24 protein-coding genes are annotated in these 25,374 nt (G+C 68.4%); 14 read left to right on the forward strand and 10 right to left on the reverse strand.

What is annotated here, in order from left to right; translation table 11 throughout:
* Window positions 1-19: 19 nt before the first annotated feature.
* The 3 genes from rox to AB0E63_RS35625 all read right to left on the reverse strand — a co-directional run bounded on the left by rox (window position 20) and on the right by AB0E63_RS35625 (window position 3,034).
* Window positions 20-1,444 carry a rifampin monooxygenase gene (rox, locus tag AB0E63_RS35615; RefSeq protein WP_360375933.1) on the reverse strand — a complete coding sequence of 475 codons (1,425 nt, stop codon included), beginning with the start codon at window positions 1,442-1,444 and terminating at the stop codon, window positions 20-22.
* A gap of 139 nt (window positions 1,445-1,583) precedes the next feature.
* Window positions 1,584-1,979, reverse strand: coding sequence for a low affinity iron permease family protein (locus tag AB0E63_RS35620; protein WP_360375935.1), 396 nt, complete (start codon window positions 1,977-1,979; stop codon window positions 1,584-1,586).
* 41 nt (window positions 1,980-2,020) lie between these two features.
* Window positions 2,021-3,034: an SDR family oxidoreductase gene (locus tag AB0E63_RS35625; RefSeq protein WP_360375938.1), complete on the reverse strand. Its 1,014-nt coding sequence runs from the start codon at window positions 3,032-3,034 to the stop codon at window positions 2,021-2,023.
* Window positions 3,035-3,117: 83 nt separating this feature from the next.
* Here AB0E63_RS35625 and AB0E63_RS35630 point away from each other — a divergent pair, with 83 nt between their 5' ends.
* The gene (locus tag AB0E63_RS35630) at window positions 3,118-4,791 is read left to right on the forward strand and encodes an alpha-amylase family protein (protein ID WP_360375940.1); all 1,674 of its coding nucleotides are present in this window, start codon (window positions 3,118-3,120) and stop codon (window positions 4,789-4,791) included.
* Here the strand turns inward: AB0E63_RS35630 and AB0E63_RS35635 are convergent.
* Entirely contained in the window at window positions 4,788-6,401 is a 1,614-nt protein-coding gene (locus AB0E63_RS35635; protein WP_360375943.1) for a RecQ family ATP-dependent DNA helicase, read from the reverse strand. The genes AB0E63_RS35630 and AB0E63_RS35635 overlap by 4 nt on opposite strands.
* 45 nt (window positions 6,402-6,446) lie before the next feature.
* Between AB0E63_RS35635 and AB0E63_RS35640 the strand changes: the two genes are divergently transcribed.
* The 6 genes from AB0E63_RS35640 to AB0E63_RS35665 all read left to right on the forward strand — a co-directional run bounded on the left by AB0E63_RS35640 (window position 6,447) and on the right by AB0E63_RS35665 (window position 12,056).
* Entirely contained in the window at window positions 6,447-6,842 is a 396-nt protein-coding gene (locus AB0E63_RS35640) for a hypothetical protein (protein WP_360375945.1), read from the forward strand.
* Window positions 6,843-6,904: 62 nt separating this feature from the next.
* Complete coding sequence (locus AB0E63_RS35645) at window positions 6,905-9,553, forward strand: LuxR C-terminal-related transcriptional regulator (protein WP_360375948.1); 2,649 nt, start codon at window positions 6,905-6,907, stop codon at window positions 9,551-9,553.
* A 110-nt stretch (window positions 9,554-9,663) separates the two neighbouring features.
* Complete coding sequence (locus AB0E63_RS35650; RefSeq protein ID WP_360375951.1) at window positions 9,664-10,338, forward strand: hypothetical protein; 675 nt, start codon at window positions 9,664-9,666, stop codon at window positions 10,336-10,338.
* A 2-nt stretch (window positions 10,339-10,340) separates the two neighbouring features.
* Window positions 10,341-10,562: a hypothetical protein gene (locus AB0E63_RS35655; protein ID WP_360375953.1), complete on the forward strand. Its 222-nt coding sequence runs from the start codon at window positions 10,341-10,343 to the stop codon at window positions 10,560-10,562.
* A 123-nt stretch (window positions 10,563-10,685) separates the two neighbouring features.
* Window positions 10,686-10,844 carry a hypothetical protein gene (locus AB0E63_RS35660; protein WP_360375956.1) on the forward strand — a complete coding sequence of 53 codons (159 nt, stop codon included), beginning with the start codon at window positions 10,686-10,688 and terminating at the stop codon, window positions 10,842-10,844.
* 264 nt (window positions 10,845-11,108) lie between these two features.
* Window positions 11,109-12,056, forward strand: a complete 948-nt coding sequence (locus AB0E63_RS35665) for a GTP-binding protein LepA (protein ID WP_360375959.1) — start codon at window positions 11,109-11,111, stop codon at window positions 12,054-12,056.
* Here AB0E63_RS35665 and AB0E63_RS35670 read toward each other — a convergent pair.
* Window positions 12,042-12,995 (reverse strand): helix-turn-helix domain-containing protein, encoded by a 954-nt coding sequence (locus AB0E63_RS35670; protein ID WP_360375962.1) that lies wholly within the window; start codon window positions 12,993-12,995, stop codon window positions 12,042-12,044. The two genes, AB0E63_RS35665 and AB0E63_RS35670, sit on opposite strands and share 15 nt — an antisense overlap.
* A 136-nt stretch (window positions 12,996-13,131) precedes the next feature.
* Here AB0E63_RS35670 and AB0E63_RS35675 point away from each other — a divergent pair, with 136 nt between their 5' ends.
* Window positions 13,132-13,941 (forward strand): alpha/beta hydrolase, encoded by an 810-nt coding sequence (locus tag AB0E63_RS35675; protein ID WP_360375964.1) that lies wholly within the window; start codon window positions 13,132-13,134, stop codon window positions 13,939-13,941.
* Window positions 13,938-14,729: an MBL fold metallo-hydrolase gene (locus tag AB0E63_RS35680; RefSeq protein ID WP_360375967.1), complete on the forward strand. Its 792-nt coding sequence runs from the start codon at window positions 13,938-13,940 to the stop codon at window positions 14,727-14,729. Before AB0E63_RS35675 ends, AB0E63_RS35680 begins: the two co-directional genes overlap by 4 nt.
* On the opposite strand, the gene AB0E63_RS35685 is transcribed toward AB0E63_RS35680, so the two are convergent.
* Window positions 14,615-16,813: an MMPL family transporter gene (locus tag AB0E63_RS35685; protein WP_360375970.1), complete on the reverse strand. Its 2,199-nt coding sequence runs from the start codon at window positions 16,811-16,813 to the stop codon at window positions 14,615-14,617. The genes AB0E63_RS35680 and AB0E63_RS35685 overlap by 115 nt on opposite strands.
* 157 nt (window positions 16,814-16,970) lie before the next feature.
* Here AB0E63_RS35685 and AB0E63_RS35690 point away from each other — a divergent pair, with 157 nt between their 5' ends.
* Window positions 16,971-18,119 (forward strand): histidine kinase, encoded by a 1,149-nt coding sequence (locus AB0E63_RS35690; protein ID WP_360375973.1) that lies wholly within the window; start codon window positions 16,971-16,973, stop codon window positions 18,117-18,119.
* Complete coding sequence (locus AB0E63_RS35695) at window positions 18,116-18,772, forward strand: response regulator transcription factor (RefSeq protein ID WP_360375976.1); 657 nt, start codon at window positions 18,116-18,118, stop codon at window positions 18,770-18,772. Before AB0E63_RS35690 ends, AB0E63_RS35695 begins: the two co-directional genes overlap by 4 nt.
* On the opposite strand, the gene AB0E63_RS35700 is transcribed toward AB0E63_RS35695, so the two are convergent.
* On the reverse strand, window positions 18,762-19,424 hold the full coding sequence (locus AB0E63_RS35700) for a VOC family protein (protein ID WP_360375978.1): 663 nt from the start codon (window positions 19,422-19,424) through the stop codon (window positions 18,762-18,764). The genes AB0E63_RS35695 and AB0E63_RS35700 overlap by 11 nt on opposite strands.
* 37 nt (window positions 19,425-19,461) lie before the next feature.
* Window positions 19,462-20,442: an alpha/beta hydrolase gene (locus tag AB0E63_RS35705; protein WP_360375981.1), complete on the reverse strand. Its 981-nt coding sequence runs from the start codon at window positions 20,440-20,442 to the stop codon at window positions 19,462-19,464.
* 74 nt (window positions 20,443-20,516) lie between these two features.
* Here AB0E63_RS35705 and AB0E63_RS35710 point away from each other — a divergent pair, with 74 nt between their 5' ends.
* Window positions 20,517-21,077 (forward strand): TetR/AcrR family transcriptional regulator, encoded by a 561-nt coding sequence (locus tag AB0E63_RS35710; RefSeq protein WP_360375983.1) that lies wholly within the window; start codon window positions 20,517-20,519, stop codon window positions 21,075-21,077.
* Window positions 21,078-21,103: 26 nt separating this feature from the next.
* Here AB0E63_RS35710 and AB0E63_RS35715 read toward each other — a convergent pair whose 3' ends face one another.
* Complete coding sequence (locus tag AB0E63_RS35715; RefSeq protein WP_360375986.1) at window positions 21,104-23,221, reverse strand: DEAD/DEAH box helicase; 2,118 nt, start codon at window positions 23,219-23,221, stop codon at window positions 21,104-21,106.
* A 398-nt stretch (window positions 23,222-23,619) separates the two neighbouring features.
* Here AB0E63_RS35715 and AB0E63_RS35720 point away from each other — a divergent pair, with 398 nt between their 5' ends.
* Both AB0E63_RS35720 and AB0E63_RS35725 read left to right on the forward strand, forming a co-directional pair.
* Window positions 23,620-24,279, forward strand: a complete 660-nt coding sequence (locus AB0E63_RS35720; protein ID WP_360375989.1) for a transglycosylase SLT domain-containing protein — start codon at window positions 23,620-23,622, stop codon at window positions 24,277-24,279.
* 17 nt (window positions 24,280-24,296) lie between these two features.
* Window positions 24,297-24,932: a DUF1684 domain-containing protein gene (locus tag AB0E63_RS35725; RefSeq protein WP_360375991.1), complete on the forward strand. Its 636-nt coding sequence runs from the start codon at window positions 24,297-24,299 to the stop codon at window positions 24,930-24,932.
* On the opposite strand, the gene AB0E63_RS35730 is transcribed toward AB0E63_RS35725, so the two are convergent.
* Entirely contained in the window at window positions 24,912-25,373 is a 462-nt protein-coding gene (locus AB0E63_RS35730; RefSeq protein ID WP_360375993.1) for a hypothetical protein, read from the reverse strand. The genes AB0E63_RS35725 and AB0E63_RS35730 overlap by 21 nt on opposite strands.
* Between the last annotated feature and the right edge of the window lies 1 nt (window position 25,374).

Here is a 25,374-nt window from a genome sequence, read left to right on the forward strand (position 1 = left end):
ACCCAGGTTCGCATGGCGTTCAGCCGATGGGAGCGCCGAACCACCGGGGGAGATGGCTGAGCAGGTCTTGCTGGTCGTCGCCGACCCAGGCCACGTGGCCGTCCGGTCGGAGAAGCACCGCGGGGACGTCGAGTTCCTCGCTGGTGTCGACGAGATGATCGACACGGTCCGCCCAGCCCGCCACCGAGAGGCGGCCGGTTTGGTCGAGCAGTACGCCGCGGCCGTCGTGCATCAGGCCGTAGAGGTGGCCCTGCTTCAGCTCCACGTCGCGCAGCCGCCGGCCGAGTAGTTCGTGGCCCTCGCCGAAGTCGTAGCGGATCCCGATCGCGATGACCTTCTCGATCAGGTACCGGTTCACGTCCTCGAAGTCCATCAGCTCCGACAGCAACTGGCGTACGGCCTGCGGACCCGGCTCCAGGGACATCAGCTCCATCTGCGCACGCGTGTTGTTCAGTACGGCGGCCGCCACCGGGTGCCGTTCGGTGTGATACGTGTCGAGCAGCCCGTCAGGTGCCCATCCGTTGATCTCGGCAACCAGTTTCCAGCCGAGGTTGAACGCGTCCTGGACGCCGAGGTTGAGTCCCTGGCCGCCGGCCGGCGGGTGGATGTGCGCCGCGTCGCCGGCCAGCAGCACCCGGCCGGTCCGGTAGCGCTCGGCGAGCCGGGTGGCATCGCCGAAGCGGGACAGCCAGCGCGGCGAGTGCGCGCCGAAGTCGCTGCCCGCGATCTCCCGCAACTGCTGGCGGAACTCGTCGAAACTCGGCGGGGCCGAGCGGTCCTCGGCCACATTCGCGGCGGGTACGCCGACGCGGTACACCCCATCTCCGAGAGGCATGGTGCCGAACCGCAGTTGGGTCTTGCGGATCTCGGTATTCGCCGCGTCCAGCGTCTCCTGCGACGCGGTCAACGACATCTCTCCCAGGAGCGTGTCGGCACTGCTGGGCTCGCCCGGGAAGTCGACGCCGAGCAGCTTGCGCGCCGTACTGCGGCCGCCGTCGCAGCCGACGAGATAGCGCGAGCGCAACTGCGTACCGTCGGCCAGTTCGACGGTCACGCCTTCGTCGTCCTGGCTCAGCCCGACCAGCTCGCAGCCGCGCCGGATCTCGGTGCCCAGTTCGACGGCGTGCTCGGTCAGCAGGCGGTCGGTCGTGGGCTGCGGGATGCCGAGGATGTACCCGTGCGCGGTGTCCAGCCCGGTGGGAGGCGGCTTACGGATGCCCGCGAATCCACCGATCGGGTACTGCGTGGCGACCGCGAGGAACCGCTCCAGCAGACCGCGCTGATCCAGCACCTCGATGGTGCGCGCATGCAGGCCGAGTGAGCGGACGACCGGACTCGGCTCCGGGTCCTTCTCCACGACGAGCACCGGTACGCCGTGCAGCCGCAACTCGCTGGCCAGCATCATGCCGATCGGTCCGGCGCCGGCAATGATCACGTCAATCATGAAGCCCCCGATTCCAGCCTGATTTCTGCTTCGGCGGGTGATTCTCCAGCACGAACCGGGCCTTGCGGCAAGTCCCCCGGTGCGCTATATGTTGGGTATGGCAAGGAGTTGATTTCTCCTTGCCTTTCTTTGTGCCAGGTCAGTGCCGGCCTTCGAGGCCGATGGCATCGCGGAGTTTCTGGGTGGCCTCGTCGAGTTCCGGGTCTGTCCGCGAGTGCGACTTCATCAACGCGGCCAGCGCTTCGGCGATCACGTTGAGCTTCTCCTGGGACGCTTCCTCTGCCCGGCGGGCGGCGTTCTCCAGCAGGACCAGGAGGAGCAGCGTGACGACGCTGGCCACGGTGTGAATCGCGACCTGCCAGGACTTCAGATCGACCCAGAGCGGCAGACTCGCCAGCCAGGCAATGACGATGCCGGCGCAGAGGAAGAAGAACGGCGCCTGGCTGACCCGCAGGTAGGCCGTCTGCACGAACCGGTCGAACAGTGAGCGCCGATCACCCTGCACGCGGGTCTGAGCCGCCTCACTTCGCTCCATCCGTCGGACAGTAGTGCGCTTTTCCCTCCCCGGTACAGCACTCACGGCTTGCGGGCCGCGCGGAGGCCCAGGGCTGCGGTGGCGGCTGCTGTGGCGGTGGCGAGGGCGCCGACCAGGACGCGGTGTTTCGAGGTCCAGGCCTCGTAGCTGCGTGAGGTCGCGCGGTCGTCGAACGCGCCGTGCGCGCCGTAGTCGTGGCCGTCGTCGCCGTCGGCGGGTTCCCAGAGATTTGCGGCGTCGTCATCGGGCAGGTCGGTCTGCTGCGAGGTGTATCCGGTCCGCGCCAGGTAGCGGTCGAGGAGGCCGGGTGCGAACTTGTTCGCCAGCAGCGTGCCCATCGTCGGCCCACCGATCCAGTACTCGCGGCGCCGGGGATGATCCGCGGCGAACACGACCGCATCGGCGGCGACCTCCGGCTGATAGATCGGGGGGACCGGCTGTGGGTGCTTGGGCAGCTTGGACAGCACCCACGAGAACTGCGGCGTGTTCACGGCCGGCATCTGCACCATGGTGACGTGCACGTTGGACTTGTCGTGCAGGAGTTCACAGCGCAACGAGTCGTGGAATCCCTGGATCGCATGTTTCGCACCGCAGTACGCCGATTGCAGCGGGATCCCGCGGTACGCCAGAGCCGATCCGACCTGGACGATCGCCCCACGGTCACGCGGTTTCATCCGATCGAGTGCCGCGCGCGTGCCGTACACGTACCCGAGGTACGTCACCTCGGTGGCCCGCTTGAACTCCCGCGGTTCGATCTCCAGGAAGGGCGCGAACACCGAGCTGAACGCGACGTTGGCCCAGACGTCGATCGGCCCGAGCTCGGCCTCGACGCGCGCCGCGGCGGCCTCGACCTGGTCGTAGTCGGCCACGTCGACCGCGATCGGCAGCGCCGTACCGCCGGCGGCCTCCACGTCGCGTACGGCGCCGTGCAGACCCTCCTCGCCACGGGCCAGCAATGCCACTTTCGCGCCCCGCTTCGCGAAGGCGATCGCGGTCGCCCTGCCGATCCCACCGGTGGCTCCGGTCACCACTACGACCTGCTCGTGCTCCGTCACGCTCTCCACCTTCCAGTCGACTCCGAACCCCGGTACCCGGGTCACGCGGGTGTAGACAGCACGTGGCCGGGGCACGGGGAGGCATGCGGCTGACTGAGACTGCGGATGTCTGGTGGAAGAACGCGGTGATCTATTGCCTCGATGTCGAGACGTTCTTCGACACCGACGGTGACGGGCGTGGTGACCTGCGTGGTGTGAGCCAGCGGATCGATCATCTGGCTGAGCTGGGGGTGACGTGTCTGTGGCTGATGCCGTTCTATCCGACGCCGGACCGGGACGACGGCTACGACATCACCGACTTCTACGGGGTCGATCCGCGGCTGGGGACGCACGGTGACCTGGTCGAGCTGATCACGCTCGCCCAGGACCGTGGCATCCGGGTGATCGCCGATCTGGTGGTGAACCACACCTCCGATCAGCACCCGTGGTTCCAGAGTGCGCGGGCTTCGCGGGAGTCGCAGTACCGGGGCTGGTACGTGTGGCGGGACGAGAAACCGGCGGACGCGGACAAGGGCATCGTCTTCCCCGATCAGGAGACGAGCTTGTGGCAGTACGACGAGGAGGCGGGGCAGTACTACCTGCACCGGTTCTACAAGCATCAGCCCGATCTCGACATCGCGAACACCGAGGTGCGTGAGGAGATCGAGCGGGTGATCGGGTTCTGGTCCCGGCTGGGGTTGTCCGGTTTCCGGGTGGACGCCGTACCGTTCCTGCTGGACACCGCCGGAGCCCTCGACGCGGCCGAGTTGCCGGACCCGCACGACTATCTGCGTGATCTCCGCGCGTTCCTGGATCGGCGGCAGGGGTCGGCGATGCTGCTCGGCGAGGTCAACCTGTCCTACCCAGACACTCGGCGCTTCTTCGGCGACGAGGACGGCGACGAGCTGACGATGTGTTTCGACTTCATCGGGATGCAGCGGTTCTACCTGTCGCTGGCGCGTCATGACCCGACCGAGCTCGTCAACGCGTTGCGTCAGCGGCCGGACCCGCCGGAGGAGGCGCAGTGGGGTACGTTCGTCCGCAACCACGACGAGCTGACCCTGGACAAGCTGTCCGACGACGAGCGCCAGGAGGTCTTCGACGCGTTCGGGCCGGAGGAGAGCATGCAGCTCTACGGACGCGGGTTGCGGCGCCGGTTGCCGCCGATGCTGGGCAACGATCCGGCTCGGCTGAAGATGGTCTACAGCCTGCTGTTCTCGCTCCCGGGTACGCCGGTGCTCTTCTACGGCGAGGAGATCGGCATGGGGGAGAACCTGGCCGTCGAAGGACGGTACGCCGTCCGTACGCCGATGCAGTGGACGGCCGATGTGAACGGCGGCTTCTCGACCGCCGACCCCGATCAGTTGGCCACCCCGGTCGTCGAAGGAGAGTTCGGTCCGGACCACGTCAACGTCGCGGCTCAACGGCGCGATCCGGATTCGCTGCTGAACTGGATGAGGCTGCTGATCCGGCGCTATCGCGAGTGTCCTGAACTCTCGTGGGGCACGTACACCGTTCTCGAGCACGGGGCGAAGTCCGTGTTCGCGCATCGCGCCGACCACGAGAACGGCACGATGATCGCCGTACACAACTTCGCCGACGAGCCCGCGAGCGTGACACTTGCGGTGGCCGGCTCGGGAGTCGGTGTACGCGCGGTCGACCTGTTGCGCGACGGTACGACGAACGTCGCGGAGAACGGTTTGATCGAGCTGGACCTCGAGCCGTACGGGACCCGTTGGCTGAGACTCGTCCGGCTCGGCGACCGGTTCATCGTCTAGAGCTTCTCGGCTTCGAGCAGGTGGTTGTGGGTCATGAGCGCGGTGCGGAGTTCCTTGTAGCCGACGCGGTCGAAGAGGACGGTCATCGTGGTGCCGTCATAGTGTTCGACCAGGCCGGGGCCGAAGGTGTGGTGGGTGACCCGGCTGCCGACCGGGAAGGGCTCCTCTTCGGGTGGTGCCGCCGTTCGGCCGGCCAGATCGTTGTCGCAGTTGCCGCACGGGCCGTAGTACTGCTCGCCGAAGTAGCTGAGCAGCCACTCGCGGCGGCAGCCGCCGTACTCGGCGTACAGGGCCATCATCTCGACCCGGGAGCGGGCGATCTCGCGACGATCGTGCTCGACGGCCGAGGCTGCGGCGACCGCCCGGTCGACGCCGACTCTGGGGGCCAGGTGGAAACGGTGGCCGATGGCAACCACTCGGGCGTCGGTCAGCCGGCCCAGCGCTCGTTCGACGCGGGCCGCACTGAGGCCGCTCGCCGCGGTCAGTTCGGCGATGTCCGCCGGACGGTGGTCGTGGAGTGCGGTGGCGACCGCGAGGAGATCCTCGTCGGTCACCCCGCCTGAGGCGAAGAACCGGTTGAGTCCGAGGTTGGCATGACGGAAGAACAGCTCGATGTCGGCCGGTTCACCGTCGCGGCCGGCGCGGCCGAGCTCCTGGTAGTACGCGTCGATCGAGCCCGGTGCCTCGGCGTGACTGACCCAGCGGATGTCCGGTTTGTCGATGCCCATCCCGAAGGCGATGGTGGCGACGACGACCCGGTACCGGTCGGCGAGGAAACCGTCCTGGACCTCGCGGCGTTGCTTGGCCGACAGACCGGCGTGGTACGCCTGTGCGGACACGCCGGCGATCTCGAGGTCTGATGCCAGGTCCTCGGCGTGCCGATGGGTACCGACGTACACGATGCCCGGGCCGCGGGAGGACCGGACATGGCTGAGCAGCCGGCGGTTCTTGGTCTCGTCGTCGGCGAAGGTGAACACGGCGAGGTTGAGGTTCGGCCGATCGAAGCCGCCGACGACCACGGCCGGGCTGCGCATCTCCAACCGGTGAACGATCTCCTTGCGCACCGGTGGCGCGGCGGTGGCGGTCAGGGCGAGGATCGGTGGCCGACCCATCGCGCCGATGGCGGCGGCGAGCCGCAGGTAGTCGGGCCGGAAGTCCTGTCCCCACTCGCTCACCAGGTGGGCCTCGTCCACGGCCACTAGTCGCGGGCGGGACGCCGCGAGCAGATCGAGTACGTCGGAATGCGTGAGCTGCTCGGGTGACATGAGCACGAAACCGGGCCGGTTGTTCGCCAACATGTCATGGGCAATCCGTCGACCGGCGTGATCGCTTGCGTTCAACTCGGCGACTTCGACGCCGGCGGGGTGTTCGGACAAGGCCCGCAGTTGGTCCCGCTGCAGCGCTACCAGCGGACTGACCACGATGGTGACGCCACCCAACGCCAGTCCGGCGAGCTGGTAGATCGCGGTCTTGCCGGTCCCGGTGGCGAGGACGGCGAGCGTGTCCTGCCCGTCGAGCACCGCCTGGACGGACTCGGCCTGCCCTGGGCGCAACGCGTCGTACCCGAGCCGCTCACGAGCGAGCGCGGCAATGTCGGAGAGGCCCACCACGCACACATCATGTCTCACCCGAGGATGCCGTCGTAGGGTCCACCCATGGACATGACGGCGCCCGCACCCCGAGTCCTGGTGATCGGCCTCGATCCGTTCCGGGTTCCAGGCCCGTGGGACCCCCAGCCGGTGGCCGACGCCATCGAGGTGGGACGCGCCAACTTCGCCGAGCACGGCCTCGGTGTCGAGATGTGCCTGGTCGGCCTCGACGGCAGCGACGACATCCCGGCAGTCATCGCCGCCGCCGTCGCAGCTCACACCTGGGAATGCGTCGTGGTCGGCGGCGGCATCCGCCGAGCCGAAGACCAACTGAACCTCTTCGAACAAATCATCAACCTCATCCGCCACCACGCCCCCAACGCCGCCATCGCCTTCAACACCACCCCCTCAGACACCTACGAAGCAGCCGCCCGCTGGATCCAGCACCCTGGCGGCCGCTGACCAGGGGGCGGCACGGGTGCGAGCGGGCGCCTTTCGCGGTCGCTGGGCTTTATGATCCGCACGTGTCGACTGCAGTGCTCGCCACCAAGCTGTTCCCGCCGGCCCGGCGGACCGAGCTGGTTGCGCGGCCACGGCTGGCCGGCCGGTTGGATGCCACTCTGAACCGCGAGCACCGGCTCACACTTGTCTCCGCGCCGGCCGGCTTCGGCAAGACCACGCTCCTCAGCGACTGGGCGGCGGGCCAGGAGCGGGTGGGGTGGTTGTCTCTCGATGAAGGCGACAACGACCTGTCGCGATTCCTGGCCCACCTGTGGGCAGCGCTGGCCGGCACCGGTCTGGACCTGGACCCGACGGCGTTGGAGCCCAGCGCCGCCGCACTGACCACGGTCGTCAACGAACTCGTGCGCGCCGGGCCCGACACCAGTCGGCTGCTCGTGCTCGACGACTACCACGTGATCGAGTCGCCCGAGGTGCATCAGGCGATGACCTTCCTCCTCGACCACGGGCCGGATCAGTTTCACCTGCTGATCGCCACGCGCTCGGACCCGCCGCTTCCGCTGTCGCGGCTGCGGAGCCGAGGGCAACTGACGGAGGTACGGGCCACGGACCTGCGCTTCGCACCGGCGGAGGCGCGGGAGTTCCTCAATGAGGCGATGGGCCTGCACCTGGCCGAGGCCGACGTACAGGCGCTGGAGGGACGGACCGAGGGCTGGATCGCGGGCCTCCAACTCGCTGCGCTCTCGCTGCGAGGAGTCTCCGACGTTGCCGAGTTCGTCGAGGCCTTCACCGGCAGCAACCGCTTCGTCATCGACTACCTGGTGGACGAGGTCCTGACCCGGCAAGGCTCGGAGGTGCGGGACTTCCTGCTCCGGACCTCGATCCTCGACCGCTTGACCGGTCCCTTGTGCGACGCGGTCACTGGTGGGTCGTACGGCGCTCAGATGCTGGCGGACCTGGATCGCGGCAACGTGTTCCTGGTCCCGCTGGACGCCGAGCGGTCCTGGTACCGGTACCACCACCTGTTCGGCGATGTCCTGCGTGCTCGTCTGATGGCCGAGCACCCGGAGCAGCTCCCGGCACTGCATCGGGCGGCGAGTGCCTGGTACGCATCACATCAGCTCGTCGCGGACGCCGTACGACACGCGCTTGCCGCGGGTGACCACGACCGCGCCGCCTACCTCGTGGAAGAGGCGTTGCCCGAGATGCGGCGTGCTCGGCAGGACAACCTCCTGCTGAGCTGGTCGCGGTCACTGCCGGACGACGTGGTGAAGCGGAGCCCGGTCCTCAGCATCATGTCGGGTTGGTCCCGCATGATGGCTGGTGATCTGGACGGGATGGAGCGCCGGCTCGATGATGCGGAGGCGGCGCTGGCTGCCGGCGCTCAGGACCCGACGCTCGCGGCGAGGTGGGCCGACACCGAGGATCTGCGGACCGCACCGGCGACCTTGTGGGTCTACCGTGCGGCGCTGGCGCAAGCGAGAGGCGACGTACTGGCGACCGTGCTCCACGCTCGGCGCGCGCTGGATCTCGCCGGAGCCGACGATCACTTCGTGCGGGGCGCAGCGGCAGGGTTTCTCGGCCTGGCCGCCTGGGCGGCCGGTGACGTCCAGGAGGCGTTGTCCACGTTCTCGGACGCGGTTCGCAGCCTGCATGCGGCGGGGAACCTGGTCGACGAGCTGGACAGCACAGTGGTGCTCGGCGACATGTGGCTCAGCGCGGGGCGTCCGGGCCGGGCGCGCCGGTTGTACGAGCAGGGACTGGCGACGGCGACCGGGGCAGGCGAGCCGTACCCGCGGGCGACCGCCGACCTGCATGTGGGACTTGCCGAGCGCGACCGTGAATTGGATGACCTCGTCGGTGCGGAGGCACATCTCGAGACCGCGCAGGTGCTCGGCGAGCGTGGCTCGATCACCGAGAACCGGCACCGCTGGTACGTCGCCATGGCGCAGGTTCGCACTGCGACCGGCGACTACGCCTCGGCCAGGCAACTGCTTGACCAGGCGGCGGCGCTGTACCGGCCCGGCTCCTATCCCGACGTCCGCCCGATCGGCGCACTGCGAGCTCGCGTGGACATCGCGGCGGGAGACCTCATCGCGGCGCAGGAGTGGGCGGATGACCACGCGATCACCGATGACGTTTCGTTCCTGCGCGAGTACGAGCACCTCACCCTCGTGCGGCTCCGGCTCGCCGGTCACCAGAGCGCAGCCGAGGTGCTGGCGCTATTGGATCGGCTCCAGGCCGCCGCTGACCGGACCCGGGCCGGCAGTCTGCTGGAGATCGGCATGCTCCGAGCACTCGCCCATCACGCGCTCGGACACCGGTCGGAGGCCCTCGCTGAGTTGAACGACGCTCTGTCCCAAGCACCAGAACCCGATGGCTACGCCCGTCTGTTCCTCGACGAAGGCGCTCCGATGCTGGCCCTGTTGCACGAGGCCTCGGACAGCGAGTACGACGTACTGCGCCGGCACGCTCGTCGACTCCTCAAAGGTGCCGCTCCGTCCGGCCGCGGAGCTCTGGCCGATCCGCTCAGCGAGCGGGAGCTCGACGTACTGCGACTGCTCGACAGCGAGCTCACCGGTCCTGAGATCGCCCGTCAGCTCTTCGTCTCCCTGAACACGCTGCGCACCCACAGCAAGCGCATCTTCACCAAGCTCGACGTGAACACCCGCGCCGCCGCCGTGCGCCGCGGCCACGAACTCGGCCTGCTCTAGCGATCACATCGTCAGTCACACCATGTGGTGACGCCGGGTCACCACACGGCGCCGTACGTTCCGAATATCCCGCGGCACCGGCCGCGGACCACCAGGACCAGGAGCCGGACATGACCATCACACCCACCACCCTCACCCGGGCCGCCGGCGGTGCCGCGGTCGCCGCGGGCCTCATCTTCATCGGCGTCCAGATCAACCACCCGCACCTGGACATCGCCTCCATCACCACGACCGAGGTCGTACTGCGGAACTCCCTGAAGGTCCTGATGGCCGCGCTGGCACTGGCCGGCATCACCGGCATGTACCTGAGCCAGGTCCGCCGCAACGGAGTCCTCGGACTCATCGGCTACCTGGTGCTCAGCGTCGGCTACCTCTCCATCATGAGCACCACCGCCATCGCCGCGTACGTTCTGCCTGCGATTGCCGACACCAACGCCGGCTACGTGAACGACATCATCGCGCTGTTCACTGGTCACAAGGCCACCGGTGACCTCGGTGCACTGCAAACCGTCTGGCAGGTCCAGGGCTTCGCCTATCTCGCCGGCGGCCTCCTGTTCGGCATCGCGCTCTACCGTGCGCGGGTGCTCGCCCGCTGGGCCACCGCGCTGCTCGCCGTCGGTGGTGTCGTCTCGGTCGCCCTCGCCGTGATGCCGGACGCCTTCTACCGCCTGCTGGCCTTCCCGAACGGCATCGCCATGATCGGCCTCGGCTACTCCCTCTGGCGCACCGCCCGCAGCAGCACCCCGCAGCCGGCCGGCCAACCCGTCACCGTGGATGCGTCCTGACCATGCCGAACGACCCCCGCTGCTACGAACTCCGCCTCCAGGGCGACCTCGACCCCCACTGGTCGACCTGGTTCGGCGGCCTCGCCCTCACCCACGACCCCGACGGAACCACCACCCTCCGCGGCCCCATCACAGACCAGTCCGAACTCCACGGCCTACTGACCAAAGTCCGCGACCTAGGCGTCGTCCTCATCTCACTTCAGCTCGTCGACGCGGACCCCTGATCGCTCTCTCCCCACCCGCCCTAGGCCGGTGGGGAGAGACACGCGCTGTGACCGCGGGGTGGGGGAATGATTTCTAGACCGGGGAGCTCGGGTTGGCGGTCGTCGGGAGGTTGCCGGGGATGCGTGCGTGTTGTGGCGCGCGCTGGCTGCGAAGTCCAGGTGTCGGGCATCGACCTCGACACCAAGCAGGTGGTCGCGACCTTCCCGACCCCCGAACTCCGTGCCGAGAGCTTCGAAGCAATCCGCAACCGCGGCTACACCGTCGTACCCCGCACCGCCTGAACCTCACGTCAGGGTCGATCATCCAGTAGTCGTCGCCTATCCGGATGACATCGGGATCCGAATAGTCGCCGGGGAGCACCGGATTGGCGTCAGACCGTCACCCAGATGCCCCCAGCCGATTTTCACAAGCGCAAGGCTACCCAGGCACGCGATACTGCATCGTTGACTCGGAAGCATTGACGAGGGGATCCCAGGTAAGGTTGGCCTTACTTCGGGTCGGATGATTGGTGACCGGTCGAACTGACCAGATACCTGGAGGGGTGGGTGACACGACTCGTGACTGGCCTTGGTGCGTGGTTGCGGCGGCGTACTGGTCGGGGGTTGCGCCGGGCGTCGACGGTGGAGGCGCGTCTGGCCGAGCATGTCGAGCGGATGGCCGACGAGCATCCGCCGATTCCGCTGGACAGCGCTGACTACTCGATGGCACGACCTCAGGTGCTCGGCGAGAAGTTCGGCCCGGTCCTCAACTACATGTCGAGGGTCGAGCTCGAGGTCGAACGCAACGTGATCGAGCTCAACCTCCTGCTGCCGGATCCGCCGCCGATCGACCGGACGTTCTACTCCGACGTCTGGCTTCCGCAGGAGACGCACCACGGTCTGATCCTGGACGAGTTGCAGTTGCAGGCCGGACTGCCGCAGGCGACCCCGGATCTGACCACGATCGACATCCGGCTGCGGTTGCTAGGTGCCCTCGGGAAAGTGAGCGCGGTGCAGGATGTCAGCCGGATGCTCTACTACCTCACCGGAGTGGCGACGGAGCAGTCGGCGATCCTTGCCTACAACAAGCTTTATCAAGGGCTTATGGCACTCGGCGAACGAGCGATCGCGCTGACCATCGTCGGCCCGATCCGCCGGCAGGAGCCAGGTCACTTCGCTTACTACAAGATCGCTGCCCGAGCGTTGTGGGCCGAGTTGGCGCCGTGGCAGAAGTGGCTGGTCAGGACGCTGCGCAAGCAGAGCTTCGAAGTGGTCGGCGCCTACAACAAGAGGCAACGCGGAGAGTTCGGCGTCGTGATGCAGCGGCTCGGCATCACCGCTGAGGGCGACAAGGGGATCCTTCGTTACGCCGAGCAGATCGGGCGGGTCGAGAAGGAGCTGCTGTGGGCACAGCGGCAAGGTCTGCGGGTGCCGGCGTACGTCGTCAACGCGCTGCGGAACTCCGTTCGCCTCGCCCACACGTCGGCGCCGGAGGGCGGTCTACTCGCCTCGTGACCGACGCCAGTCGCTGGGGGACAGGCCGTAGGCATGGCGGAAGCGGCGGGCGAAGTGGCTGGGGTCGTTGAAGCCCCAGTGCGCGGCGACGGTGGCGATGGAGTGGTGGCGGCTCGCGGGGGAGGCGAGCTGGCGCCGCGCGGCCTCGAGTCGCTCGGAGATGAGCCACTGCTCGAAGCTCAGGTCGTGGCCGGCAAAGAGCTTGTAGAGGTACCTCAGTGAGATGTAATGCTCCGCCGCGACCCGAGCCGGCGTGAGGTGCGGATCGCCGAGGTGCTGGCGCACGTACCAGGTGATGCGGGTGAAGAGTACGTCGGTCATCGCCGGGCGCTGGTGCTTGTCGTCATCGGCCGCCGATGCGAGCAGCGCCCGTACCAACTGGGTAGTGGCGGCGCCGAGCATCGGTGCGGAGCGGGTGCCTTGCAGGGCGTCACTGACCGGCGGCAGCTCGCTCAAGTGAGTCAGCACGAGGTCGTACAGCGGGCTGCTGGGCAGGCGCGTGGCCGCGGCTCGCACGGTCTCGACACTCAGGCCCAGATCGCTGTAGTCGATCTGGAAAGCCAGTGATGCACCGCGACCGCTCCACGCGAATTCGTACGGCGAAGTCAGGTCCACCAGCATCAGTTCACCGGTGTGCACCCGTTGTTGGTGCGTGCCCTGGCCGAACGCGCCGACCCCGCTCACCTGGACGGCGAGCGCCAACCGCTCGGGTGCGGCGAGCCGGACGTGTTTGGTGGTGCGGACCAGCCGGATGCCGGATCCCTCGTTGCGGAACAGGTTCGGTACGCCGAGTTGCCAGAAGTCCATCCGGGCATGGACATCACCGCGCCGGTCCTCGTGCTCGACGCGCGCGGGGACACTCGCGGACATCATCGCCGTGTAGAACGCCTCGGCGCGATCGTGGGGCGGGAGCGCGGCTGTGTCGAGAATGACCGCCATCGCCTGCCTCCACTCCAAGGTAGGCGGACTGTGCACCGGCAGCCCGGGATCGTGCAGTCAGATCCTATGTCGGCCGGATTCGGCTGGCTAGGCTTGCGCCACGGTGCCTGATCCTTGACCGGAGGGGATTCTGATCATGGCTGCTCCCGACACGATTGTCCTGGTGCACGGCTTCTGGATGACACCGCGAAGCTGGGAACACTGGGTGACGCACTACGAGCAGCGCGGCTTCCGCGTGCTCGCGCCCGGGTACCCGGGGTTCGAGGTGGAGGTCGAGTCGCTGAACGCCGACCCGACCCCGATCCTCAAGCTGACCGTGCCGCAGATCATCGCGCACCTCGAGGCGGTGATCCGCGAACTGCCGTCGCCGCCGATCATCATCGGCCACTCCGCCGGTGGCGCGTTCACCCAGATCCTGCTCGACCACGGATTCGGCGCGGCCGGCGTCGCGATGAACTCGGCGCCGACGGAGGGTGTCCGCGTCGTACCGCTGTCCCAGGTGAAGTCGACCTTCCCGGTGCTGAAGAGCCCGGCGAACCGGCACAAGGCGATCCCGTTGTCGCTGGAGGAGTTCAAGTACGCGTTCACCAACACCTTCACCGACGAGGAGTCGCAGGCGCTGTACGAGCGGTACGCGATCCCGGCGAACGGCGGGATCCTGTGGGGGAGCGTGCTCGCGAACTTCCAGCCCGGGCACCAGGACACCTGGGTCGACTACCACAACGACGACCGGGTGCCGCTGTTGTTCGTCTCCGGCTCGGAGGACCACATCATGCCGCCGGACGTGCAACGCTCCAACGCGAAGCACTACAAGTCCGACACGGTCACCGAGGTGAAGCTGTACGACGGATACGCACACCTGCTGCCCGCGCAGGCAGGCTGGGAGAAGATCGCGGACGAGGTCCTCGACTGGGCGCTGGCCCACGCGGTGACCAGCAAGCCGTGACCGACGTCCGGATCACCCACATCGGCGGTCCGACGACGCTGATCGAGGTCGAGGGTTGGTGCCTGCTCACGGACCCAACCTTCGACCCGCCCGGCCGTCGGTACTCGTTCGGCTGGGGTACGGCGTCGACCAAGGTGGCCGGACCGAGTATTCCGGTCTCGGCCCTGCCGCGGATCGACGCCGTACTCCTCACCCACGACCATCACGCCGACAACCTCGACGACGCCGGTCGCGCGCTGTTGTCCAGCGCTCGTACGGTCGTGACGACGGTCGCCGGAGCACGCCGGCTCGGTGGTGACGCGGTCGGCCTGGCTCCCTGGTCGGTTCAGTCGCTCGAGAAGGCCGGCCTCCCCACTGTGGAGATCACCGCGACGCCTTGCCGCCACGGTCCGCCACTGAGTCGCCCGATCACCGGCGAGGTCACCGGTTTCGCGTTGCGATGGCCGGGCCAGCAACACGGTGCCCTGTGGATCTCCGGCGACACAGTCCTGTACGACGGGGTGCGCGAGGTCGGCAGCCGGATCGACGTGGGGACGGTGGTGCTTCACCTCGGAGCCGTGCAGTTCAACGTCACCGGGCCGCTCAAGTACACGATGTCCGGTCCCGATGGCGTCGAACTCTGCGAACTGCTCGAACCGCACACCGTGATCCCCGTCCACTACGAGGGCTGGAGTCACTTCACCCAAGGCCGCGACACCATCGAGGAGGCCTTCTCCCGAGCCTCAGCCGACGTCCGCGACGCGCTGACCTGGCTCACCCCGGGCGCGCCCAAGGTCCTCTCGGTCTGACCGGCACGCTTGAGCCAAGCCGGGAGCCACCAGTTCGCCGCACCCAGGAGGGTCATCAGCGCCGGCACCAGGGCCAAGCGGACGATGGTGGCGTCGATCAGGACAGCCACGGCCAGACCCAGGCCGAACATCTTGGCGGTCGGATCGTCGGTGAGCGCGAAGCTCGTGAAGACCGAGATCATGATCAGGGCCGCCGAGGTGATGACCCGGCCGGTCGTGGCGATGCCGTGGATCGTCGAGGCGGCGGTGTCGCCGGTCCGGACGTAGGTCTCCCGGATCCGCGACAGCAGGAAGACCTCGTAGTCCATCGAGAGACCGAACAGCACGGCGAACATGAACATCGGGATGAACGGCAGGATCGGGATCGTCGACTCCAGCCCGATCAGGCCGGAACCCCAGCCCCACTGGAAGACCATCACCAGGACGCCGAACGACGCACCGATGCTCAGGAGGTTCATCAGCGCGGCCTTGAGCGGTACGACGATCGAGCGGAAGACCACCGTCAGCAACAGGACGGACAGCAGGATCACCGCGCCGATGAACAGCGCGAGCCGATCGTTGACCTTCTCCCCGACATCCGCCAGGACCGCCGTCTGCCCACCGACGTGCGCCTTCGCCGGACTCTGCCGCAGTACCGACGGGAACACCTCCGCACGGAGCCGCTTGACCGTGGTCATCGTGGCATCGTCCTGTGGGCCGGTCGTCGGTACGGCGATCAGCGTTGCGATGCCGGCCGCGAGCTTTACCTCGGGACGGGCGACCGAGGCGATGCCCGGATCGGCCGCAACCGCGTCAGCCAGCGGCTGGACGACACTCGGATCCGCCGAGATGTCGACGGCGATCACCAGCGGACCGTTGCTACCGGGACCGAAGCCCGCGGCGACGAGGTCGTAGGCCCGGCGTTCTGTCCGCTGCACAGGGAGCGCACCTTCGTCGGGAGTGCCGACCCGGAGCGCGAGCACCGGTGCGGCGAGTGCCAGCAGCAGGACAGTGGCGCCGATCGCATACGCGACGGCATGCCTGGACACGTGACCCGCCCAGCGCTGCCAACCCGAACCGGGTGTGGACCGCACCCGCCGTACCCGCAGACGGTTGATCCAGTGGCCGGCCAGTCCCAGGAAGGCCGGCAGCAAGGTGAGCGACGCGAGCACCATCGTGAGCACGATGATCGAGATCGCAATGCCACCGGCGGTCATGAACGGTACGCCGGCCACGACCAGACCGAGGATCGCGATCACCACCGTGCCACCGGCGAAGAGCACAGCCTGACCCGCGGTGGCGACGGCCTGCCCGGCCGACTCCTCGACACTCAGCCCGCGGGCCAGGAACTCGCGATGCCGGGTGACGATGATCAGCGCGTAGTCGATGCCCACCCCGAGGCCGATCATGCTGCCGAGCACCGGCGCCCAGCTGGGCAGCTCGATCAGATACGTGACCAGGGACAGCGAACTGATACTCAGCGCGAGCCCGAACACCGCGATTGCGATCGGCACGCCCATCGCGATGATCGACCCGAAGGCGACCAGCAGGACGATCATCGCGGCGATCAGGCCGATCGCCTCACCGAGGCCGGCCTGGCCCTCCTCGAACGCGTTGAACAGGTCACCGCCGAGCTCGATCCGCAGCGGGGATCCCGCCGCGGCCTCAGCGCCGAACGACTTGAGCTGGTCCAGATCGCCCGGATCCAGGTCGTCGAGCACCGGGTACTGCAGGCGGATGAGACCGACCCGGCCGTCCGGCGAGATGACCGGTTCGCCGGCACCGAGCACGTGCGGCAGCGCGGCCGCCGTCGACCGTACCCGGGTCAGCTCAGCTCGCAGTTCGGGCGAGGCGAACGTCGCCGCGTCGTCGAGCGGAGTGACGACGATCTGCGCTGTCAGGCCGGCCTGATCCGCTCCGGCCGCCGACAGGAGATCAGTCGCGGACTGCGAGTCGACGCCGGGTGCTCCGAACGACTCCTCGAGTTTCTTGCCGAAGGCGCCGGACGCCGCGACCACGAGTGCCGCCACCACGAGCCAGGCCCCGATCACCACCCACGGCCGGCGAGCGGCGTACCGGCCAATCCGGTCCAGCTTTGATCTCATGATTGATCTCCTTCAGGCGAGAGTTCCGTTCATCGTCGCCGCGCCGGACCGGCTGGCACCTCGGACGAAGAGCCGGACTTTCGTCGGCCGATCAGCCGAGTCGCGCCCCGTACTTTGAGCCGATCCGCGGGCGGCGCGGAGTCCCTACGCTGTGGGCATGGTGAGAAACGCCGTACGGTCGCTGCTTGCCGAGCCGCGCGCGCCGCAACCGCCCCGGCGGGTGTGGCGCGACTGGGTGCTCGTCTCCGGCCTGCTGACGGCGGGCATCCTCGAAGGCGTGCTCCGCGATGACCTGGTGTGGAGACCAGCCGCAGTGGTGCTGGCGATAGCTGTCGCCTTTGCACTCCTCTGGCGGCGTACGTTTCCGCTCGCCGTGGTGGCCGCCGTGTTCGGTGCGCTGATCGTGGTCGACATCGGAGTCCTGGTCAGCGGCAGCGGACCCTTCGGCCTGTACACGATGATCTGCGTGGTCTTGCTGCCGTACTCCCTGGTGCGCTGGGGATCCGGCCGCGAGATCGGCATCGGGCTCGTGATCATTGGCGTTGCGTTGGTGCTGGGCAATATCGCCGACTTCACCAGTTACGTCGAAGCCGTCTTCGGCAGCATGTTCCTGCTCTTCCCGGCGACCCTGGCCGCCGCGGTCCGCTACCGGTCGACGGCCCGGATCCGCGAGCTGGACCAGGTGCGGCTCCGCGAGCGTGAGCAGTTGGCCCGTGAGCTGCATGACACAGTCGCTCATCACGTGTCGGCCATCGTCATCCGGGCGCAAGCCGGCCGAGCGGTCGCCGCCACCCGCCCGGAGGCCGCGGTCGAGGCCCTCGCCGTCATCGAGGCAGAGGGCACCCGTACTCTGTCCGAGATGCGGACCATGGTCGGTGTACTGCGCGACGCTTCGGCGGCGGAGCTCGCCCCGCAACCGGGAGTCGCGGACCTGGAGCGGCTCGCCCGGAGCGTCGGGGACCGCCCGCGGGTCGAGGTCGAGGTGTCGGGTGAGATCGAGGAGTTCGGACCGGCGGTCGGCGCGGCGATCTATCGCATCGCGCAGGAGTCGATCACGAACGCCGTACGCCATGCCCGCCAGGTCACGCGGATCGATGTCAGTGTGACCTCGGACGGCGACGCCGTACGGCTGACCATCCGTGACGACGGGGAAGCCACGTCGGTGCCACGGAACCCACTCGGCTACGGATTGGTGGGGATGACCGAGCGCGCGATGCTGCTCGGCGGTTCGTTCGCCGCAGGCCCCGGCGCGGAGCGCGGCTGGACCGTCGACGTGGTGCTGCCGAGAACGGCGGCCGGCCGATGACGATCCGGGTTCTCGTCGCCGACGATCAGGATCTCGTCCGGACCGGACTGGCGATGATCCTCGAGGCGCAGCCCGGAATCGAGGTGGTCGGTCAGGCAGCCGACGGGCGCGAGGCGGTCGAGCTCGCCCGCCGGCTTCGGCCCGAGGTGTGTCTGTTCGACATCAGGATGCCCGTCATGGATGGGATCGAGGCGACCCGCGAGCTCGCCGGCGCGGGGGCGGAGGATGCGCCGGCGATCGTGGTGATCACCACGTTCGACCTCGACGAGTACGTGTACGGCGCGCTGAAGGCGGGCGCCCGTGGATTCCTGCTGAAGGATGCCGGTCCCGACCTCCTGGTCCAGGCGATCCACGCTGCCGCCAACGGTGACGCACTGATCGCACCCCGGATCACGGCCCGCCTGCTGGCCGCCTTCTCCGACCCACCCGCCGGGCGTACGCCGGTCCAGCCGATCGACCCGCTCACCACCCGCGAGGAGCAGGTCCTGATCGCCGCGGCCACCGGCCGGACCAACGCCGAGATCGCGGGGGACCTCCACATCAGCCTGAGTACCGTGAAGACGCACCTGACCAGCGTGATGGGCAAAGTCGGCGCCCGGAACCGCGTCGAGATCGCGATGTGGGCCTACGAGACAGGCCGCATCAAGCCTTGACGAAGGTCACGCGGAGGCCGTCGGGGTCGTGGGTATCCGGCTGCGGACTGGTGGTGGTGAGGACGAGATGGTTGATCGGGGTCGTTGCTGGGGGCAAGGAGCTGGAGAGCTTGACCGCGTCGGGGCCGATCCGGAAGGTGGGGGAGTCCGCCGAAGGGTCGCTGGGCATGCCCAAGTGGGTGCCGTAGAACTCGACGGCGGCGTCGAGATCGGGCGAGTCCAGCCCGATGGAGCTGAGCTGGCGGACAGGGCCGGCCGTGATCGGCGGGATGCGGAACTCCTCCGAGCGCTGCAGGAGTTCGATGCGGGTGCCGCTGGGGTCGGCGAGGAACGCGAGCCTGCCCTGGCCGCTGCCGGCGACCTTCGGCGATGAGAGCTCGGCGTACCCCAGCGCGATCAGCCGGGCGTAGTCCGCGTCGAGGTCGTCGGTCATGAAGCCGACATGGTTCAGGCCGTATGTCGCATCCGGGTCGGGATCCTCGTGGTACAGGAGCTCGACCAGGCCGGTGCCGAGCTGGATGTGCACCCGATGGACGCGGCTGTTCGGCATGAACAGCCGATCGACCACTTCGGCACCAAGCCCGGAGTAGAACTCCAGGCTGGCTTCAAGATCTCGGACGCGGCCACCGACATGGTTCAGCTCGTAGATCACCTCGTCACGATAGCAAGCGCTTTCCGCCGCCGCCCGGTCACTGCGCGAGCCGTTCCTGGAGGAAGTCGGCGATCTGCGTCCGGGCCTCCCGGGCCTGCGGTACGACGCCTGGCATGCTGAGGAAGGCGTGGCCGGCGCCGGGGTGTTCGACCAGCTCGACCGGTGTGCCCGCATCGCGGAGCCGGGCGGCGTACGTACGTCCATGGTCGGCCACCGGGTCCAGCGTCGGCACCACGACGAGCGCCGGAGCGAGTCCGCTCAGGTCATCGGCGTACAGCGGTGACACTGTGCGCGGATCCGATCCGTCCGGGACGGCCAACCGGCGGAAGAATTCCATCTGCTTGACGGTGAGGGTCGGGCTGTCGGCGTACTCGGTCATCGACGGGTAGTCGAAGGCGGTCGAGGTCAGGTCGACGCAGGGATTGACCAGCACCTGCGCACGCAGGCGGAGCCCGGAGTGCCTGGCTCGGATCGCGGCCAGCGCGGTGACCATCGAACCGGCGCTCTCGCCGAAGACCGCGGTCCGGTCCGGGTCGATGCCCCACTCCGCGGCGTGGTTCAGTACGTGGTCCAGCGCGTCCCAGCCGTCGTCGATCGCGGCGGACAGGGGAGTCTCCGGGTCGACGAGCCGGTGCTCGACGGAGACCACGACGGCGGGCAGTCGAGCGGCGAGATGACTGTTGACCCAGTCGCACTGCACCGCCGTACCGACGAATCCGCCGCCGTGCACATGCAGTACGAGCGGCAGCCTGGCCGCAGCGTTGCCTGATGGTCGGTAGACGCGGACGCGGAGAGCACGATTGGGGAGGTCCAACTCCTGCCAGTTCATGGTGGCGCCGCGGTCCGGGAACCCGGTGATCACTCGCGCCAGTCTGGAGCCGCGCTTGCGGTTCTCGGCCTCGCGGAAGGCGGCCAGCGCCTCGGGCGGCATCGCCAGCCAGTCCGGTTCCTTGCGCAGGGCGTGCATCAGCCGGATGCCCAGTGGCGGTTGCTGCGGTCCGGTCGTCGTGGTGCCCATCGTGCTCCTCGGCTCTTGATTTCGCTACTAGAAGTATCGATACCAAAAGTAGCATAACTCGCTATGGTGTGATGATGGCCCGAGCAACGACACCGACCAGACCGCCCGGACGCCCGCGTGCCGGCGTCGACGCCGAGGTCTTCGCGGCGACGCTGCGGACAGTGGACGAGCTCGGGTACGCGCGGGCGACCGTCGACCGGATCGCCGCCGCGGCCGGGATCGCGAAGACGACGATCTACCGTCGGTGGCCGTCCAAGGGCGAGCTGATCACCGCGTGCCTGATCGACGCGTTCGGTCCGGCGCCGCTGGCGGGCGCGGACCGGAAGGAGAAGCTGGCCGCAGCCGTCCGCTGGATTGCGGCGAAGATCGGTGAACCGGGGATCGGCGCGGCGTTCGCCGGTGTGTTCACCGATGCCGTCGGCGATCCCGCCCTGCGCGAGGTCCTGTCGACGCGGTTGCAGGATCCCTACCGGATCGCGTTCCAGGAGGCGCTGGGCGAGCCGGAGAACCGGGTCCTGTTCGTCATCGACGTCGTGGTCGGAACGCTGCTGCACCGAATGGGCATGACCGGTGAGCCGATGGTCGAGGCGGACGTGGACGCGCTGGTCGAGATGGTCGTGCGCGAGCTTCGGTAGTCGCCGCCGTACGACGACTACCGAAGCTACGCCGAGAGAGCGTTGGTCAGGAGTGCGACCAAAGCCTCGAGTTGCATGTCGGCGGACGCGGAGAGCTCGTCGTCGGACCCGTCCAGGGCGCGGGCTGCCAGCCCGGCCTTGGCGTCGATCAGTTCGGCGATCTTCGTGTCGATGGTCTGGGCCGCGATGATGCGCCAGGCGGTGACCGGGTCGTCCTGGCCGATCCGGTGGACCCTGTCGATGGCCTGCGTCTGTTCGGCGTTGGTCCAGGAGAGCTCGGCCAGGACGACGTTGCTCGCGACCTGGAGGTTCAGGCCCACACCGGCGGTCAGCAGCGAGCAGACCGCGATGGAGACGTCCGGGTCGTTCATGAACGCGTCGATGTTCTGCTGACGCTTTCGGGCGGTTTGGTCACCGCGGATCGAGGAGAAGCGGATGCCGCGCTCGGTGAAGAGCTCCTCGGCGGTGTCCATCACCTCGATGTGCCTGGCGAAGAAGACGACCTTGCCGACGCTGTGCACGAGTTGGGCGGCGTAGTCGGCGGCCAGACCGGCCTTCGCCCGGCCGATCCGGCGGACCAGCGTGAACACGTTCTCGCCGGTCTTGGCGTTGTCCTGATCCGCGCGCTCCCACCCGGCGACCCGGCGCACGAGGTCGTGGTCGATGCCGTCCACGACGCTGCCGGCGGTCCGCGTCTCGAGCGCGCTGTGGTACCGGGAGACGAGGCGTTCGGCGAGCTCGCGCTCGGCGTCGCGGATCGAGCGGCCGACGGCGCCGTCGAGCTCGACGGGCAGGTCGGCGATCCGGCGGGCGGGGATGTCGGCGGCCACGTCGACCTTGCGGCGCCGGACGATGCCGAGGTCGATCACGCAGGCTCGGGCGGCCGCCGAGAAGGCGGGATCGGCCGGCGTCAGGTCGGTCTCCTCGAGCGACTCCATCAGCTCGGCCCGCGGGCCGGCCTCGTCGATCCAGCCGAGGAACTCCCAGATCGCCGTGAAGTCCTCGATGTCGTTGATCAGCGGCGTACCGGTGAGGGCCATCAGCAGCGGACGCGGGGTTCGGGTCCGGATCCGCTCGGACAACTGCAGGACGTTTCGCGAGCGCTGGGACTTCTTGTTCTTGATGAAGTGCGCCTCGTCGACCACCATGCCGCGGAAGCCGAGGTCGCCGAGCCAGCCGACGTGCCGGTCGAGCACCTCGTAGTTGACGATGACGATGTCGGCGAACCCGTCCACCGTCTCGCCGTCGCCCTGGACCACGGTGGCGACCTTCTTCGGCGTCCACAGGCCGGACTCGCGAGCCCAGTTGGTCTTCACGACGTTCGGTACGACGACGAGCAGCGGGTACGCGTTCGCGGCCCGTGCGGCCAGCAGGGCCTGAGCCGTCTTTCCGAGGCCGGGCTCGTCGGCCAGTAGGAACGTCCGGTGGCCGGCCGCAGCGGAGGCGATCAGCCGCGCCTGGTGTGGCATCAGCTCCAGGCCGTTGGCCGCGTGCAGGGAGATCGGCTCGGGCAGGGACTTGCTGGCCGAGGCGGAGGCACGCTCGAACGACCGGAGCAGCGGCCCGATCAGCTCCCAGCTGGCGAGCCGCCCCGGGCGGGGCGGACGTGACGGAGCGGCGCTGAAGTCTGGCGCGAGGAAGGGGTTGGCCAGCTGTCGCGAGACCACGGTCTGCGGCACGACTCGGCGGGCCGGCGGGTCGGCCGGAGTGGCTGGCTGGCGGGGCGCGGCCTCCTCGCGGGGTGGCTCCAGGCCGGCGGCGAGCAGCATCTCGCGCTTGAGCGACGTGGCCGCCTCGGAGATCACCGCGTCCTCGGCCAGCAGGCCGAGCAACGAGGTGTCGCGAGCAGCGGTCTTCGCCAGAATCGTCGCGATGCCGTCGAGCCGCCGCAGTTGCTCGGACCGATAGGTGTCACTGGCGGACGCGTCGCGGTTCACCCGGGAACGCTCCTCGCGCACCAGCAGCGCGACCACCTGGAACTTCGTCCGCACCGAGGGCCGGACGGCGCCGCGCTCGACCGCGGCCTCGACCTCCCGCACGGCGCGTGCGAGCACCTGGATGAGGCCGTCGGCATCATCGGCCGGCCGCCGGCGGCGGGCAGCCTGTCGGGTAGCGCCGGGCTGGCGCTGGCCTCGTCGGGCCAAGGAATCCTCCTGTGAACGGACATGACACGGCGGCCATGGGTGAAACGCGCACCGTACGGCGTGATGCCGTCGACGAGACGCCGTCCGGGATGTCCGGCGGACCGTCGGAAGAGTGGCCGGCGAAATCCGCGGCGAATCGACGCTGCCCAGGTCGGTGCCCTCCCATACTAGCGTCAGTCCGCTGGCCGGACAGCCCATTACCCCCGCTGGATCAGGTCAACCCACCTCAGGACTGGTCTCGACGGTGGCGGCGACCATCACTATCTGTGCTGCACTGGTGCCCGTTGCAGTGGTCATTGCGCTCACGATCCTTCGCCGTGTCTGGACCGCTGAGCGGGTCGTGCCGGCCGAGAATGACTTGGTCTCGGAGCGCGGGTCAGTACGTTGGAGAGGTGCGGGTGGCGAAGCGTTGGTGGTGGGTCGCGCTGGGAGTGGTGGTCGTAGGCGCATGGGCCGCGCGCACCGACGACCACCCCAAGGCCGTGGACGCAGCACAGTCCACAGCGACCGCGAAGCCGACGCCAACGCCTACCCCTCGGCCGAGTACGTCGACCACCCCGAAGCCGTGGTACGACGACTACGACCCAGCCCACTTCGCCCCGCAGGTACGCCGGTACGCGCAACAGGCCGGGGTCAGTCCACAGTTGCTGATGGCAATCTTGTACAACGAGTCGTACAAGCCGCACGACCCGGAGTTCGAGCGCTCGTGGGCGCGGATCGACTCGAACCCGGCGTTCGGAATCGCGAACATGCATCGGGCCGCCTTCGACGACACGAAGCGCGGACGCGACTTCGCCAAGCGGAAGTGGGAGCAACTCCCGGACGATCCGGGGCTGGCCATCCAGGCCGCGGCGTGGCACCTGCATGACCTGGCCAAGCGGCTGCCGGACAAGCGAAGTGACCGGTACAGCAAGGACGAGTTGCTAGCCCTGGGCTACAACGCGGGCGCGGGAAACATGCGCATCTTTGCCAAGGGAACGAAGGCCGGCGCTCAAGCCCAGTCCTACGTCGATCGCTTGCACGACAACTGGGCGAAGTCCGGCCAGGCGATCCGCTGATGAAGAGAGGAGAGAGCGTGACTGAGTTCGGCGGAGTGTCTGAGCTGGCGGTAGCCGACTGGCGGCGGCGGGTGTTCGCGCTCTATCAGTCCGTGCGGACGGAGAGCGACCCGGCGCAAGCACATGAGCTGTGGCGGGTCGGACGCAATGAGTTGCTCACGACCCATCCGGCGTCGCCCGTGCCCGCGGAGGATCGCTCGATCTACGGGGGAGCCGAGATCGGGGTCTATCAGCCCGAACTGCGGTTCGAGGTCGCCGTTGATCCGGATGTGGAGAAGGTGCTGTGGGAGGTTCCTTCGGCAACGGACGGCGTGATCCCGTTCACCCGCGTCGGAGTCCTGCATCTTCCCGCGGTGGGCGATCTGGACGTGTGGTGGCTCGAGTCGTACGGCGGCGGTCTGTTCGTGCCGGTCAAGGATTCGCTGGCCGGCGAACGCACGTACGGCGGTGGTCGGTATCTCCTCGACACGGTGAAGGGTGCTGACCTCGGCGGCGATCTCCGGGCCGGCTGGCTCGTGGTCGACCTGAACTTCGCCTACAACCCCTCCTGCGCCTACAGCCCGGACTGGACCTGCCCGCTCGCACCGGCGGGAAACACCGTCAAGGCAGGGTTGCCGGTCGGCGAACTGACGTCAGCTCCCGCCGACTTCTAGGGCCGTCAGCAGGACCAGGACCACGGTGACGACAGCGAACAGGCCATGGCCCCCGACAACCGCGACCGGGAAGTGACGCTCGGCCGGCACGTCACCGGCGGCAGGCCCACCAGCCGAACCAGCGCTCGTCGTCGACGCATTGGCTGCCGCCGTCCGCGCGCGGTACGTCGGCAGCCAGCGAGCCAGCATCGTGAAGCCGAGCAGGGCCACCGGCACGAGGAGGACGAACGCGATCCAGGCCAGGACATCGCTGTCGACGACCACGTAGATGATCCACAGGACCAGGCCGAGCGCGGCCAGCGCGAAGTGCCCGAAGATCAGTGCGGGCGGGAAGTGGCTCGCGCTCGGCTTCTTCGGGCCGCCGTTGCTGATCCACGTGTACAGCAGGTAGAAACCGCCGAGCGCGGTGATCAGCCAGGTGACAAGTGCCGCGATACCCATC

It is taken from the genome of Kribbella sp. NPDC026596, from assembly GCF_040638415.1.
Lineage (GTDB): Bacteria > Actinomycetota > Actinomycetes > Propionibacteriales > Kribbellaceae > Kribbella.

What these genes read in the sequence shown, in the direction of transcription:
- rox (WP_360375933.1), bottom strand. Translation starts at nt 1,444, where the DNA reads ATGATTGACGTGATCATTGCCGGCGCCGGACCGATCGGCATGATGCTG.
- AB0E63_RS35620 (WP_360375935.1), bottom strand. Translation starts at nt 1,979, where the DNA reads ATGGAGCGAAGTGAGGCGGCTCAGACCCGCGTGCAGGGTGATCGGCGC.
- AB0E63_RS35630 (WP_360375940.1), top strand. Translation starts at nt 3,118, where the DNA reads ATGCGGCTGACTGAGACTGCGGATGTCTGGTGGAAGAACGCGGTGATC.
- AB0E63_RS35640 (WP_360375945.1), top strand. Translation starts at nt 6,447, where the DNA reads ATGGACATGACGGCGCCCGCACCCCGAGTCCTGGTGATCGGCCTCGAT.
- AB0E63_RS35650 (WP_360375951.1), top strand. Translation starts at nt 9,664, where the DNA reads ATGACCATCACACCCACCACCCTCACCCGGGCCGCCGGCGGTGCCGCG.
- AB0E63_RS35655 (WP_360375953.1), top strand. Translation starts at nt 10,341, where the DNA reads ATGCCGAACGACCCCCGCTGCTACGAACTCCGCCTCCAGGGCGACCTC.
- AB0E63_RS35670 (WP_360375962.1), bottom strand. Translation starts at nt 12,995, where the DNA reads ATGGCGGTCATTCTCGACACAGCCGCGCTCCCGCCCCACGATCGCGCC.
- AB0E63_RS35675 (WP_360375964.1), top strand. Translation starts at nt 13,132, where the DNA reads ATGGCTGCTCCCGACACGATTGTCCTGGTGCACGGCTTCTGGATGACA.
- AB0E63_RS35685 (WP_360375970.1), bottom strand. Translation starts at nt 16,813, where the DNA reads ATGAGATCAAAGCTGGACCGGATTGGCCGGTACGCCGCTCGCCGGCCG.
- AB0E63_RS35690 (WP_360375973.1), top strand. Translation starts at nt 16,971, where the DNA reads ATGGTGAGAAACGCCGTACGGTCGCTGCTTGCCGAGCCGCGCGCGCCG.
- AB0E63_RS35695 (WP_360375976.1), top strand. Translation starts at nt 18,116, where the DNA reads ATGACGATCCGGGTTCTCGTCGCCGACGATCAGGATCTCGTCCGGACC.
- AB0E63_RS35705 (WP_360375981.1), bottom strand. Translation starts at nt 20,442, where the DNA reads ATGGGCACCACGACGACCGGACCGCAGCAACCGCCACTGGGCATCCGG.
- AB0E63_RS35710 (WP_360375983.1), top strand. Translation starts at nt 20,517, where the DNA reads ATGGCCCGAGCAACGACACCGACCAGACCGCCCGGACGCCCGCGTGCC.
- AB0E63_RS35730 (WP_360375993.1), bottom strand. Translation starts at nt 25,373, where the DNA reads ATGGGTATCGCGGCACTTGTCACCTGGCTGATCACCGCGCTCGGCGGT.